12 protein-coding genes are annotated in these 13439 nt (G+C 59.0%); 3 read left to right on the forward strand and 9 right to left on the reverse strand.

The genetic code is table 11. The features are described 5' to 3' along the window. Positions 1-84: 84 nt before the first annotated feature. Genes HMPREF2860_RS04525 through HMPREF2860_RS04545 form a run of 5 tightly spaced genes read right to left on the reverse strand, consistent with a single transcriptional unit; the run spans position 85 to position 4514 of the window. The gene (locus tag HMPREF2860_RS04525) at positions 85-930 is read right to left on the reverse strand and encodes a YdcF family protein (RefSeq protein WP_038628300.1); all 846 of its coding nucleotides are present in this window, start codon (positions 928-930) and stop codon (positions 85-87) included. Beyond that, on the reverse strand, positions 930-1445 hold the full coding sequence (locus HMPREF2860_RS04530) for a nucleoside/nucleotide kinase family protein (RefSeq protein WP_070560620.1): 516 nt from the start codon (positions 1443-1445) through the stop codon (positions 930-932). The genes HMPREF2860_RS04525 and HMPREF2860_RS04530 overlap by 1 nt, the downstream gene beginning before the upstream one ends. A 19-nt stretch (positions 1446-1464) precedes the next feature. Continuing rightward, entirely contained in the window at positions 1465-2283 is an 819-nt protein-coding gene (locus HMPREF2860_RS04535; RefSeq protein ID WP_070560619.1) for an energy-coupling factor transporter transmembrane component T family protein, read from the reverse strand. After that, positions 2280-3896: an ABC transporter ATP-binding protein gene (locus tag HMPREF2860_RS04540; RefSeq protein WP_070560618.1), complete on the reverse strand. Its 1617-nt coding sequence runs from the start codon at positions 3894-3896 to the stop codon at positions 2280-2282. Before HMPREF2860_RS04540 ends, HMPREF2860_RS04535 begins: the two co-directional genes overlap by 4 nt. A 9-nt stretch (positions 3897-3905) precedes the next feature. Next, on the reverse strand, positions 3906-4514 hold the full coding sequence (locus HMPREF2860_RS04545) for an ECF transporter S component (RefSeq protein WP_049180869.1): 609 nt from the start codon (positions 4512-4514) through the stop codon (positions 3906-3908). Between the two features lie 158 nt (positions 4515-4672). On the opposite strand from HMPREF2860_RS04545, the gene HMPREF2860_RS04550 reads away from it, so the two are divergent. Both HMPREF2860_RS04550 and HMPREF2860_RS04555 read left to right on the forward strand, forming a co-directional pair. Continuing rightward, a complete protein-coding gene (locus HMPREF2860_RS04550) occupies positions 4673-6724 on the forward strand; it encodes a DUF2339 domain-containing protein (RefSeq protein WP_070560617.1) in 2052 nt (683 codons plus the stop codon). An 88-nt stretch (positions 6725-6812) separates the two neighbouring features. Further along, positions 6813-7010 carry a hypothetical protein gene (locus tag HMPREF2860_RS04555; protein WP_038628285.1) on the forward strand — a complete coding sequence of 66 codons (198 nt, stop codon included), beginning with the start codon at positions 6813-6815 and terminating at the stop codon, positions 7008-7010. 169 nt (positions 7011-7179) lie between these two features. On the opposite strand, the gene HMPREF2860_RS04560 is transcribed toward HMPREF2860_RS04555, so the two are convergent. From HMPREF2860_RS04560 to HMPREF2860_RS04570, 3 genes are all read right to left on the reverse strand, one after another. Continuing rightward, complete coding sequence (locus HMPREF2860_RS04560) at positions 7180-8523, reverse strand: alpha-amylase family protein (protein ID WP_070560616.1); 1344 nt, start codon at positions 8521-8523, stop codon at positions 7180-7182. Between the two features lie 4 nt (positions 8524-8527). Continuing rightward, on the reverse strand, positions 8528-9943 hold the full coding sequence (locus HMPREF2860_RS04565) for a M20 metallopeptidase family protein (protein ID WP_049180840.1): 1416 nt from the start codon (positions 9941-9943) through the stop codon (positions 8528-8530). 135 nt (positions 9944-10078) lie between these two features. Further along, entirely contained in the window at positions 10079-11461 is a 1383-nt protein-coding gene (locus HMPREF2860_RS04570) for a M18 family aminopeptidase (RefSeq protein WP_070595824.1), read from the reverse strand. A 282-nt stretch (positions 11462-11743) separates the two neighbouring features. Here HMPREF2860_RS04570 and HMPREF2860_RS04575 point away from each other — a divergent pair, with 282 nt between their 5' ends. Next, positions 11744-11941 (forward strand): hypothetical protein, encoded by a 198-nt coding sequence (locus HMPREF2860_RS04575; RefSeq protein WP_049180842.1) that lies wholly within the window; start codon positions 11744-11746, stop codon positions 11939-11941. 2 nt (positions 11942-11943) lie between these two features. On the opposite strand, the gene HMPREF2860_RS04580 is transcribed toward HMPREF2860_RS04575, so the two are convergent. Next, positions 11944-13419, reverse strand: a complete 1476-nt coding sequence (locus HMPREF2860_RS04580; protein WP_239392940.1) for a glycosyltransferase family 87 protein — start codon at positions 13417-13419, stop codon at positions 11944-11946. Positions 13420-13439 lie beyond the last annotated feature (20 nt).

Below are 13439 nucleotides of genomic sequence, written 5' to 3' on the forward strand. Positions count from 1 at the left end.
GATTCCGATGTCGTGTTCGATATCGCGCTCTACGCATTTCTACGTAGCACTATCACCGCACGACGTAATTATCTTCGTTTGATACTAATGGCTAACACTTTGTTGCACCCGCGAAATTCGTAAAATTCTCGCGTTGCCGCGCGGCGCCCACAGAATAAACTGCGCTAGGAATTCTCGCAGCAGCGATGTCGCCCAGTACCTTAACGGCGTATAGGCTCCGACGACACACCAGGATTCCAGCCCCCGTTCGCGCACGAGCTTCGCTACCCGTGGCGCATGAAAATCACTGGTCACAACAACTGTTCCAGCGCTCAACGCACCGTCCATGCCGCGCATCAACTCGCACGCATAGTCAATGTTTTCCGACGTATTCGTCGATTGGTCCTCGGCAATCAACTCGATGTCGCCACGCTTTACGACGTCCCCAGCGTTCGCCTCCAACCACTCCGCCATGGCATCCGCTTCGGAACTGATGGCATCTGTCACCGCTTCACTGCCGCGCCCACCGGAGCAGATGATTCGCTCGGTGCGCTCATCACACGCTGCTACTGCCCGCTGCAATCTTTTGGCCAGCAGGGCCGAGGGCCGATTGTTCTTCAATGCGCATCCCAGCACAATCACGGTGTGTGGCGGTACAGTTGGCTTTTTGGCAGCACATCGAAGGCGAACGGCCTCGAAAACTATCGCTGCGGCTCCTGGTACTGCGAGGCCGGCGAGCAGGGGCGTCGTCAAGCGATGCGATGCGCGGGCGTAATAGGCGCGGTAGCTGGCCAGCGTCCACGCGGCACCGACTGCGGGAAGAACCCACCGTGGAGGTCTGCGATTGGGCAGGCGTGGTGGGCGTAGCTCCGAACTAGCGGCGACACGTAGTCCGCCGACGAGGAGCATGGAACCGAAGCCTGCACCGAGGCACGCGAGCGTTTTTCTCATCAGAGCTTCCACGTTAACTGTTCTGGGACGTTGATAGTCCAGTCGACGAGCTGTTGCGGATTGTGCTTGGCCATGTGCTGAGATTCCTGCTCGGCCCACATGTCCCAGTGTTCCTCGAAGTGGTCGTCGCGAGCCATGGCGCGGGCAAAGCGAGTCTGCGTGTCCAGCTCTACCCAGACTCCCCACGCGTTGCCGTCGCCGATGGCACGGGCAGCGGCAAGATTAGCTTCAGTGACAGCGCCGCAGCCTTCGACGATGAGAGAGCAGTCCGGTGGCGTCGGCACCCACTCAGCGAATTCGCCGGCGTACCAGTCCCAACGGCGATAACCACGCTCATCGGCCGGTAGCGCGGGGTTCAAAATGGTCTCCGCGACTGCGGCCGATGCTTTGTGCAGGCCGGACCAGCCCGGATAGACATCCTCCAAGTGGATAACTGGCCAGCCGAGGATACTGTGCAACTTTGCCGAAAAGGTGGTTTTGCCACTGCCGGAACGGCCGTCGATAAGCAGAATCATCGTGATCGAAACGCCTTTACTACGCCACGCCCAGGAAGCGGAACTCCCCGGCCCACACGGAAATACCGATTGCTGCGACGGCGATGGCGAGGCAGGCAGCCATGGTGACATAGTCACGCGCGGCCAATGTCGAGGTGTGCCACCACGTACGCTTAATCGGCGCGCCAAAACCGCGGGCTTCCATGGCGGTAGCCAGCTTGGTGCCGCGGCGCAGCGCAAACACCAGCAGAGCGAACACCTGGGAAATAGTGCGGCGGATTGCGCCGTGGTCACCCAAACCGCGTGCGCGACGGGCTCGGGTCAGCGCCTGCCAATCACTGATGAACAGACCGACGAGCCGCAGACTCGCCACCGTTGCCAGCACAAACCGGCTGGGCAGCTTGAGAACCTGCGCCAGCCCATTGCCCAGATCGGTGGGATCGATATTAGCTGTCAGCACGATAACTGGAGTACCGATAGCCAGCACACGCAACATGATCGCGATGGCCAGGGAAATGGAATTATCCGTCACATGCGCAAGCAGAAAGGAGAAATACTCTTTGCCCTCCGGGTTGCCGTAGAGCGCCATCGAGATGCCCGAGATGGGCGCGGCGATGAGAAGCGGCAGGCTGCGTCCTAGAAAACGACGAAAACCCAAACCCGACAGTGGCACCAAGAAAAGCGTGCAGACAATTGCCACCACTGCGGAGACCCAGTCGATGGAAATCAGCAGCGGTGTGGTGAGCAAGAATAGGCCCAGAACTCTCGCCACCGGGTTGACCGTCGCGAGGAAAGGCTGCTTGCTCTGCTCGGCGCTCTGCGTACCTTCAGCCGTACCGGCGGAACCGACTTCAGTCACGATTTCCCTCCTACTTCGCCCTGGCCGCGCGAACCGCTATTGCTGCTAGGACCGGCCTGCTCCCCCGAACCACGCTGTCCCGGCGCCACACGGCCTGACCGCTCCGGATGAAACGCATCCATGTCGACGACGTAGTCCCCCATTGCTTGGACCACCAACGGATCGTGGGTAATCGAAATAACAGTTCGACCGTCGTCTGCAAGTTGGCGAAGCAAAGTGAGCAGCTCGGTGAATGTCCGGCGGTCTTGGCCGAAGGTCGGTTCGTCGAGAAGCACAATATCCGGCGCTGTCGCCAGCATGGTCGCCACCGACAGACGTCGCTTCTCACCGCCGGAAAGCGAGAATGGATTCGCCTTGGTCAGGGCGGTTAGTCGCAGCCGCTCAAGTAATTCCTCGATGCGCTGATCAGTGTTGACACCGACAAGCTTGGGGCCAAGCTGCAACTCTTCCAGCACTGTGCCGGTGACGAATTGATGCTCGGGGTCCTGGAATACCGTGCCAATCCGAGTAGCCAACCTCTTCGATGGCCATTTCCACGGCGCGCTACCGCTGCCTGCCACTTGGACCGTGCCCGCCATCGGCTCAAGCAGACCGCCGAGCGTCAGCGCTAACGTGGACTTGCCGCTGCCATTGTGACCAACAATGCAGGTGGAAGCTTGAGATGGGATTGAAATTGATACACCGCGAGCAATCGGTTCAACAGTTTCGCCACCGCTGAACCAGGACTTCTTCGCGCCATAGCCGATGGCCAACTCGCGGGTTTCAATCGCGATGTCACCGCTAGGGTGCCCATCCTGGTCGCAGGCAACGGAACGCGCGTCCGGCAGCGCGGGCGGCGCATTCGGAATCCACACCCCAGCATCCGTCAGAGCCTGCCCGTGGTCTTCCAAGACTCGATGAGGCGCACCATCGGCAATCACACCTTCGCGGCCCAGCACGATGATGCGGTCGACCACATCGACCCACGCATCCACTCGATGCTCGACCACGATCAGCGCCGCACCGGTTCTCTCCGCCGCGGTAATCGCCGCATCGCGCAGTACCGGCACACCGGCCGGATCGATGTTGGCCGTCGGCTCGTCCAAGCAAATGACCCGTGCGCCCATCGCCAGCACACCCGCCAATGCGAGGCGCTGTTTCTGTCCCCCGGAAAGCCGGTGCGTGGGATGGTCCAGCGGCAAATCCAGTCCCACCACATCCAGGCTGGCGCGTACTCGGTTGCCGATCTCAGCCGGGGCAACGCCAAGGTTTTCCGCACCAAAGGCAACATCGTCGCCAACGCGGGCACTAATCGTCTGCGAGTCAGGGTCTTGCAGCACTAAGCCCACCGAGCCCCGTGCGGAAGCGGGAGTACAACCTTCAATCAGGAGCTCTCCGGTGGCTTCGCCATCGGAGTCGTCGCCAAGCACGCCAGCAATAGCGGCAAGCAGCGTCGACTTCCCCACCCCCGACGCGCCGAGCAACAGCACCTTTTCACCACGCTCGACGTCCAGCGTGATGTCATTCAGTACCGCAGCTTTGCGCCCCGCGTGCCGATATCCGAACCCCCGCGCGCTCACCGCAGGGACATTTCCGCTTGACGACGGCCCCCGCGTCAACTCCTCATCTGTCATCGATTTTTCCTAGACGTCGCCGTGCCGCTCTCGCCCGATGGCAAACCGATCCAGCGCTCCAGTTGCCGCCAGTGCCTTAGCCAGGAAGTAAGCCAGCAGACCGGCGAGGACGGCACCAGACAGCGCCGTGGAGATCAGGTAGATGATGTTGAATTCGAAAGTCTTGGCCAGGTTGCCGGTGAAAAACTCATAGGTCCACGCGCCGACACCTGCCATGAGACCGGAGATAACCACGGTGGCCAGGTTGTAGCTCTTATACGCCAGAATGAGGAACACCAGCTCCGCGCCGAGCCCCTGCGCCAAACCTGAGTACACGGTAGGGATACCCCACTGGTTACCGATTAGTGCTGAAACTGTCGCTGCGATTACCTCAACGAAGATAGCGGCACCTGGCTTGCGAATGATGTACGCGCCGAGTGGCCCACCGAGGAACCACATACCCGCGACCAAACCGCCAAGGCCAGGAGTAAGCGCGTTGACTGCTTCATAGCCCGCACCGCCGATGATGTTCCAGATAACAAAAATCAGGCCAACGGCCACGCCGATAACAGCTGCAATGATGATGTCAATATTGCGCCATGAGAAGTTAGCGCGTGCTGCACTCGCCGATTGCGTCATCTCACTTGCTCCCATTTTTTCTTTAACTCGAGCGATATTGCTCAAAAGATTTTGATGTATTCATTAGCGGCATATGGGGCCTGTGCCGACACGCCCTAAGCACTAACTTTTGCCTACCCTACCGCGCCCAGCAGATGGCCTAGATAACATAAGGAACCATGACTAAAGCCGAGCGGTCATCTACTGGAGATACCCCAACTGCCCAAACCCCTCATCCGCCGACAGTCGGCGATGAGAGGACAGCCGCGGATTCCGCAGTGAAAACTGCCGAGTTCCCTGGTGCTGACAACACCGCTGAGCAGGAAAGTTCTCGCCCATACTACATGCCCTCATTGACGTGGGGCGAGAGACTTGACCTGTCTGCGAAGCAGTGGTGGCCACTCATCGGAGTTGTTATTGCGATACAGCTTGTCGCTCGCATTCTGGTTCTGACTAGCCATGGTTTTTACTGGGATGACTTCATCATCGTTGGCCACCTTTACGACACCTCGCTGCTGAGCAAGGACTACCTGCTTCAGGATCACGACGGGCACCTTGCACCACTGGCCTTCCTGGTGCAAGGCCTCTATCACCTCATTGCGCCGTGGAACTGGTGGCTGCCGGCTATCACCATGGCCGTGATGTCGGTAGCGCTGACATACGCCACCACTAAGCTCTTTGAGCTTCTCACTGGCCGCACGCTGGTGTCGCTCTTCCTCATCACGGTCGTCGCCTGGACTCCGCTGATGCTTCCGGGAGACACCTGGTGGTCGGCTGCGGCCAATTCCCAGCCGTTCCACCTGGCATTCGTGGTTTTCATGATTGTCGCTATTCGCACCACTATGCGTCGTTCTTTCGGCCCCCGCCCGTGGGAAGCCGCTGGTCTGTTTGTACTGCTGGCAGTGGCGCTGGGATTCTTTGAGAAGTCCCTGGCTATCGCACCGATTTCGATGCTGGTTGTCATCACTTTGGCTTACATGGAGCGCAGCAATATCCTGCAGGTTCTCCGTCGCGGCCTAGTCATCTGGATCCCATCGATGCTGCTGACCGGCACCTGGGCACTGTGGTACTACTTCGGCCCCGCCGAAACTACCGGCTTCATTTCTGACAAGCTACAGCCCGAACTGTTCTTCAACGGCCTCGGCCAGATTTTTGCCGGCATCATCGGCGGGCCAACAAGCTGGGAACGTTGGGCCCCGGGACAGCCGTTTGCCTCCGCTTCGTCTCAGCTGATTACTCTCGGCGGCATTATTCTGTTGATTCTGTCTGCCACCCTCATTGGCCGCGACTACCGTGGCTGGGCTCCGTGGACGCTATCGGTGGCGTACATGTTCACCACCTTGTTCGCCATCACCCTGTTCCGCTCGGGAGAGAACACCTCCGGCGTGCTGGCGCACACTTTGCACTACTACTCTGATGTCGCGCTCGTAATCGCTATCTGTGTCGCGATCTCCCTGGCGGGACTCCCGCCAAAGGACGAGGCGCCGGCTCTGCTACCGGCTCGTACGCACATTCTGATTTGGTCGCTGGGTGTCGCACTGGCTGTCACCTCCTCGATTTCCGTGGTTACCTACCGCAATGCCTGGTCTGATGACATCGCAATGGAGTGGATCGGCAACACCAAGGCGTCGCTGTCCGCGCTGCGAGAGGAGGCCGACGCCGCTGGCCCCGACAAGGCGATCGACTACAACCTCATTGACCAGCCCGTCCCCTTCGAGATTCTCGTGCCCGTCGCCGCTCCGATGAACATGTACTCGCGCGTGTTTGATGCGGTCGCCGATCGCCCACCATTTGAGCGCGTCACCGGTCACCCACGCATGTTCAATACCGACGGTTCGCTTATCGACGCCAAGGTCTCCAAGATCACCCGGGTCACCGATGGCCCTGTCGAGCAGTGTGGCCATCACATCACAGTTGGTGAGGACGGCACTGCGTCGGAGGACATCAAGCTTGAGAACATCATCAAGCTCGGTGACTGGGTGCTTGAGTTCCCGGCCACCGCCTCTGAGGACATGGATGTGCGCCTGTCGCTACCCAATCCTTTCGAGACTGAAGAGCAAACCCGCGCTGGTTCCACGGTCGTGAAGATGAACAACGATCTGCGGCCACGCTATGCGTACCTCAACGGTGGCGGAAATACTCTCCGTGTCGATGTGGAAAAGGCGACTCCGGGGGCAACGCTATGCATCGGCGCGGGGGCGATTGGCCCCTTGGTTCCCGCAAGCCGTTAAGAATCCTCTAAGATATTGCTTTAAGATAATGTGAGAAAAGTTCATTAGCCCTTGTAGCTATTGTTTTTCCGACAGAGGAGCCACATCCATGCGTAACCGCATCGCCGGCGCTATCGCCGCATCCGCCATTGCCGCAGCAGCCCTGGTCGCTTGCTCTCCCCCGAACGAGGTTGACTCGGACGTAAAGGTCGGCGACCAGGCCAACCCGTCGGAGACCTTCGAGCAGAAGGCCACCACACCGGCACCCTCCGACGAGATGACTCCTGCTGAGACCGCAGAGATGTAACTGCAGATTCAATAATTGAAACTGCGAAAACCGAGGTAGTTAGCAAACAGAAACGCAGTCACTACCCCTTGTGCCCACTCATCGATGGGGCGCGAAAGAATTACCGCCCGGCCATGGTGTCCGGGCGGTTTTGGTTCTCTGGGGGGCAGCCTAGAGCCACGATGAGAGCCTAGGAAAACTCAAATTCCACGTGGTCACCATCACGGATTACCGCGCTGGTTGCGCCATTTTCCAGGTTCAGCTCGACAATGAGCGAGGGCATCTCGCCGGAAACTCCAGCCTCACCCGAGGCCCCGGCAGCATCGTCCACGAGCGCCGCATCGGTCGCGATCACGCGGTAGCGAAGGAAACCATTGCGCAATTCATCAGTCTCCACGCGAGCGGAGTGCAGCCATGGGAATCGGCGGCGCAACGCAACGAGCTGCTGATAGGAGCGGTAGAGAGCCTCGCCGAGCGTAGAGAGTTCCTCCGGACTATCCGGGAACACTGGACGAACCTGGTCGTCACCGCCGATGCGTTCCTCTTTGAGACCGGTATAGCCCTGTTCGTCACCGTAGTAGATCAGTGGCACACCGGCCACGGTAAACAGCACCGTTGCCGCCAGCACGGCCTTGTCGGCCCCTACCTGTGTCGCAATGCGTGAAACATCGTGGTTTCCCACAAACGTCACCGGCACAAAAGACTCCGCGAAGGTGTTATGGCGCTTCAGAGTCCAGTCCAACTCGAAGAAGTTTTCCTCCTTCAGCGCCGACCAGGTCGCTTTCCACAGCTCGTATTCCGTCACCGAGTCCATGCCGGACACCGACACAATCTCCGCATAGTCGCCGTGGATGACCTCCCCGTAGATAAAAGCGTGCGGGTGCTCAGCACGCACTCGCAGCAAAACCTTGTGCCAGAACTGTGGATCCACTGCGTAGGCCGCATCCAGGCGCCAGCCATCAATCCCCCGCGCCAGCCAGTAATTCATGACGTTCACGACAAAATCAACAGTCGCGTCACTGGTGTGATCGAATTCGACCAAACTCTCATGGCCCTCAAACACCGGCGCGGTCATGTCGCCATCTGAGTGCGTAAACGCAAAGAGCTGCGCTTCTTCAGAGTCAGGGTTTTCCTTCGCGGTCTTCAGCGCGGGTGCCTCTGACCCGATGTGGTTGAAGACGCCGTCGAAAAGCACTTTGATGCCGCGCTCATGGGCAGCTTCGATGACGGCCTTCATGTCCTCTTCGGTGCCCAGGCGCGAGTCAATGCGGTAGTAGTCCTCGGTATCGTAGCCGTGACTAGTCGACTCGAATACTGGCGCCAGCTGAAGGACGTTGAGCCCGAGCTTCTGGACGTACGGAAGCCAGTCAATCAGTTTGCGAATTCGATTGACCGGCGCGGCGCCTCGATCCTTCTCACGGATGGGCGCTCCCACAAACCCCAGTGGATAGACGTGCCATCCAATCGCCCACTTCGTCCACTCAGGTGCGGCGGCAGCGAGCGTCTTATCAGGGGCGTTGGGGGTAGTGGACATTGTCCTATGCATCCTCTCTAGGTGCCTGAGGCTGATTGGAATTATCTGGTGCCGTCGCAGCCTCAGGGGTCGGTGAGGTCTCCCCCGCCGATTCGCTTGACGACGCCCGCGCCTGGCCCGCATGCGACTTCGGCGTGCCAAGGCCTGCATTCCGCGGCCGTGGAGGCACGGAACCTGCTGCGGGCATGGTCGGAGATGCGACAGGGCGCTCCGGCGGTTGGCTCTTCGACGGGTTCAGTGCATCCAGCGCGATTTGGATTTCCGTGCGCATGCCGCTGACCATGGCTCTCTCCACAATTTTAAACTTGGAGTTGTGAAGAAAGAAGGGATTACCCGCTTCCGGGCCACCGGTGCCGAGGAACATGTAACAGCCCGGCGCTTCACGGGAAAAATACGAGAAATCATCCGAAGGAGCCCACGGATCGGCAGCGAACACCTTGGACTTGCCAACCGCCTTCGTCGCCGCATGCCAAGCACGATTGACCGCAATGTCGGCGTTGACCACCATCGGGTACGGAATCTGCCAGTCGAAAGTCGCCTGTGCACCGTGAGCCTGGCAGACGCCGTTGACGACGGCCTCGATACGCTGGCAGACAATCTCCCAGTCGGCCTCATCCACCGAGCGGATGGACACTTCCAGGTTGGCCGTATCCGGAATCACGTTGCCGGCCTCACCTGAATGCAGTGAGCCGACATTGACAATGTTCATGTGCTTCGGATCCACATCGCGGGAGACAATCGTGTTCAGCATGAGAGTCACCTCGCTGGCGATGAGCACCGGGTCAATCGACAGCTGCGGGTTCGAGGAGTGCCCGCCACGGCCACGAATCGCGATGGAGACGATGCCCGACATAGTTGTCACTCGCCCAGCGCAAATCCCAACATGCCCCACCGGATGCGGCGCGACGTGGAAGGCATAGACCTCATCTAAGTCATCGGCGGCGCCCTTGTCGACCAGCTCACGAGCCCCGCCCGGCAGCATTTCTTCGGCGTGCTGGAAGATGCACAGCACCTTGCCGTGCAGCTGATCGCGCATTCCGGAAAGCACCTTCGCAGTGCCCAGCAGCATCGCCGTGTGAACATCATGACCACAGGCGTGCATCACACCCGGCGTGCGCGAGGCGTACGGCAGTCCCGTTTCCTCCTGTATCGGCAGCGCGTCAATATCCGCGCGGTAGCCGATCACACGGCCCGTGCTGGGGTCGCCTGCTGTGCCCTCGATGACGCCAATTACGGACGTCGGGGTCAACCGGTACGTCGGGATGTCCCACTGGTTGAGCAGATCCTCAATCATGTCCGAGGTCCGGTACTCCCGGAAGCTCAGCTCCGGATTCTGGTGCAGTTGGCGACGCCATGCCACCGCCTCTTCGATGGGTACTTCAAGGCGGTGCGACGGCAGGGTGTCGTTAGCATCAGTCATGGTTCATAGCATGACAGAAAATGGACTCCACGACGAGCAGCTACGGAAATTCCCTCACCCATTTTCGCTTCACGACGGCCACAGCGCCCCGACATCTCCCCTGCTAGAGGTGGCTTAAGCGCTGCCAGCGAGCTGCTAGTTTCCGGCACCCCAAAAATCCACGGTGAGTTCTGCCAACCACCATGGATCAATCGTGCCGCACATCTCACGCGCCGAGTGCATGGAGACCATCGCAGCTCCGATATCGATGGTGTCGATACCCAGTCGCGTTGCAGTGATCGGGCCGATAGTGGAGCCGCATGGCTTGTGGTTCGCAGAGACAAAATACTGCACCGGCACTTCCTGGCCAATGCGCTTAGAGGTTTCCGCTGCAATTCGGACAACCTCGGCCTGACCAGCCGCCGTGGTGGCATAGCGCTGGTTGGCATTGATCTTCAGCACTGGGCCAGCATTGAGTTCCGGCTGGTGCCCCGGCTCGTGTTCACCTGCATAGTTCGGGTGCACACCGTGTGCGCCGTCGGCAGAGAGACAGATGGAACCGCGGTAAAGCTGCTGGGTGCGTTCCAGGTCAGCGCCTGTGGCCGCTGCGATGCGGGACAGAACGTCGGCAAGCAGTGGCCCTGCAGCGCCCGTGGTGGAGGCGGACCCGACTTCCTCGTGGTCAAAAGCCACCATGACGGGGATAGTGGTTGACGTGCTCCAGTCTTGGCGGAGCAAGGCCTCGAAGGCGACCAGGGATGAGTGAACACTGAGCAGGTTGTCGAGTCGACCTGAAGCCAGGAACTCATCGTGAGCACCGAAGGTGCGCGGCTGCTGAGTGTCGAAGGAAATGAGGTCCCAGGCGACGATGTCGTCGATAGACAGTCCCGCAGCATCGGCGATGACCTGGTGCACATCGGTGCCGAAGGTATCCATTCCGATAATCGGTGCAGTGTGATTCTGCTTGTGGAGCTTCAACCCCTCTTCGTTAACCGCACGATTGAGGTGGATAGCCAACTGCGGAATACGCGCGACCGGGCCGGTGCGAGCAAGGTGCTCATTGCCATTTTTATCAATTACACGACCGGCGAACTCAATTTCGCGGTCGGTCCAGCTCCCCAACAGCGCGCCGCCATAGACTTCGACGGCGACCTGTGCATAGCCTGCGGCGGAGGTGCGCGCGTTGGGCTTCACACGAAAACCGGGCGAATCCGTGTGGGAACCCACAATACGGAAACCGGTCAAATCGGCAGCCGGTGCCTCCGGGACGATCCAAGCAACGGCAGCGCCATCGCGACGCAGGACGTAGGCACCGGGTTCGCTTGGCCACTGTTCGTGCTCGTCGACGACCGTGGCACCGGCTGCACTCAGACGGTCAACGACCTGTTGTGCCGCATGAAATGAGCTTGGCGACGCAGCCACAAAATCAATTAGATCCTCAACGTGACTGAGCGCTGCCGCCGGAACGCTGCGCGATGCCGCGTCCGAGGTATCCGCCGAATCCGGAGACTCAGGGGTGAGTGCCGAAGAAATAGCCATAGCCAAACTCCTACTTCAAATTTGATTCCGCATTTCATTGTATTGGAGGGCACAACTGTATTGGAGCCCACAACTGACCGCGACCGAGTATTAAGCCGGTCCACAGTGTGATGCAGCTTTCATGTTGGGAACGGTATCCGCTTAGTCACTTTTGCCCGTTTTAACTCGATATCGGGCATATTCAGACATATAGTGGCAACCGCATCAAAGAAAACCATTTGAATACAGAAACTCTCAAACCGGAGTCCCGACCGGATTCCGACCACAGAAAGGGTTTATACCGTGAGCCTTGAAAACCTGTTCCCCCGTTCTTTCACTACCAAGCGCGCCTTCTTCTCTCAGCCGCTGCGCGAGGCTCTTGCCCGCGACACCAGCAGTGACGCTAACGCAGTCCACTTCGGCCACCAGGTTAAGAGCACCCGGAACGAGATCTACAGCGACATGTCTCCCCGTGACATCGTCTCTATGCTGAGCCGCTAAATCTAGCGCTTCCTCAAGTCGAATAAGACCATTGGCTCTGGCTGAGGAAATTTCAACGTCTCCACAGCAGCTAATTCACTGCCAAAACCAGGTCCAACCTCGCCTGTATCACCATCGCCATACCGATGTACCGCAAACGCGTGGCAGCCACCAATAACTAGCATCAATGCCAGCGTCAAGAGCATCGCGGTAATCCCCGAATACATAAATCCGCCGGTATATGGCGTAGCAGCAATCGGGTTTGTCACAGGAAACGTCAGCAGGACCACTAGCAACGCAATACCGATATACGGCCACTGTCTGGTCAATCGGGTCCGCGCCATGGCGACCAAACCGAACACAGACGTGACCAGCATCAACATGTAATGGGTCCAAAGAATCGATGAGAATGTGGCTGCAATAAGCCACGCGCCCGTGATTAGGAATTCAAACCGGTAGACCGAGTTCAACCACGCAACTGCCGTGACCATCAACACCACGCCAAGCGCAATACACAGTGGAATCGTTTTCACATGACTCGGATAATCACGAACCACTGTTACTAATAAATCAGGTTTTCCCAGGTCTGTGGCTAAAGTCGACGCCAACGACTGATTCGCACCGCCGACCAAGACCGATGAACCAATGTCGCCGATTCGATCAATCCAATCCGAAATCACCGCCATATCAACGCGGATAAACATCCAGACCGCCAGTACCGCCGTGGTGGCCAGCGACCAGAGGGCTGCGCGCCGTCGATAAGCGAAAAAGAGCATCACAGCGATGAGCGCATACGGAGTCAATTTAATGGATGCGACGATGCCGAGCACGATGCCCGCGAGCCAAGGACGAGTGTGCGAGGCAGCAAGACCATAGGCGACACCCGCGACGATCAGCGGTGTCGTCTGACCGATCCAGAACGAATTAATAGTGGTCGGCAGAGCGAATACGCATGCGGTAACCAGCGCTGCGATACCCCAGGGCATGGTGGACCGAAACCACAGGTGGTAGGAAGCTACGACGAGGACCACGACGGCCATTCCGGAGAGAAACAGCAACCAAGCAACCGAGGTTTCAAAGCTCATGACGTGGGATATCACTCCCAGAGCCTTTGCGAACAAAGGGTTTTGCACAAAGGGATGCGTAAATGGCGCAGACACTTCCTGCGCCAGGCGTGGCCAGACCTCTCCACTCATGGCAGTGAAATCGATTGGATCGGCGTCATAAAGATGGGACTCAAGTCCCCTGTCCATAAGTAGCCCGCCTACCCAGAGCGAAGCCCAATCGTCCGGCTGAGTACGACCATTCCAGGCCAACAGCGAGGCAAGACCACCGAGCAGCGAGACCAGAATAAGAGGCCAGCTCATCACAGGCGATTGCGCCAGCGCGGGGGTCTGACTGGGTTTGCGAGCCCGCATTTTTCGCGAGACCTGTGACCGAGACTTCGCAGCAGCACGTTGCGACTCCGCAGCCTGTGACGATGCGCCATCCTGTGACACAGGTCCTTCTGCCTGACTAT

This window comes from Corynebacterium sp. HMSC064E10 (assembly GCF_001812505.1).
GTDB classification, from domain to species: domain Bacteria; phylum Actinomycetota; class Actinomycetes; order Mycobacteriales; family Mycobacteriaceae; genus Corynebacterium; species Corynebacterium amycolatum.

What these genes read in the sequence shown, in the direction of transcription:
- HMPREF2860_RS04525 (WP_038628300.1), bottom strand. Translation starts at nt 930, where the DNA reads ATGAGAAAAACGCTCGCGTGCCTCGGTGCAGGCTTCGGTTCCATGCTC.
- HMPREF2860_RS04530 (WP_070560620.1), bottom strand. Translation starts at nt 1,445, where the DNA reads ATGATTCTGCTTATCGACGGCCGTTCCGGCAGTGGCAAAACCACCTTT.
- HMPREF2860_RS04540 (WP_070560618.1), bottom strand. Translation starts at nt 3,896, where the DNA reads ATGACAGATGAGGAGTTGACGCGGGGGCCGTCGTCAAGCGGAAATGTC.
- HMPREF2860_RS04545 (WP_049180869.1), bottom strand. Translation starts at nt 4,514, where the DNA reads ATGACGCAATCGGCGAGTGCAGCACGCGCTAACTTCTCATGGCGCAAT.
- HMPREF2860_RS04550 (WP_070560617.1), top strand. Translation starts at nt 4,673, where the DNA reads ATGACTAAAGCCGAGCGGTCATCTACTGGAGATACCCCAACTGCCCAA.
- HMPREF2860_RS04555 (WP_038628285.1), top strand. Translation starts at nt 6,813, where the DNA reads ATGCGTAACCGCATCGCCGGCGCTATCGCCGCATCCGCCATTGCCGCA.
- HMPREF2860_RS04560 (WP_070560616.1), bottom strand. Translation starts at nt 8,523, where the DNA reads ATGTCCACTACCCCCAACGCCCCTGATAAGACGCTCGCTGCCGCCGCA.
- HMPREF2860_RS04565 (WP_049180840.1), bottom strand. Translation starts at nt 9,943, where the DNA reads ATGACTGATGCTAACGACACCCTGCCGTCGCACCGCCTTGAAGTACCC.
- HMPREF2860_RS04570 (WP_070595824.1), bottom strand. Translation starts at nt 11,461, where the DNA reads ATGGCTATTTCTTCGGCACTCACCCCTGAGTCTCCGGATTCGGCGGAT.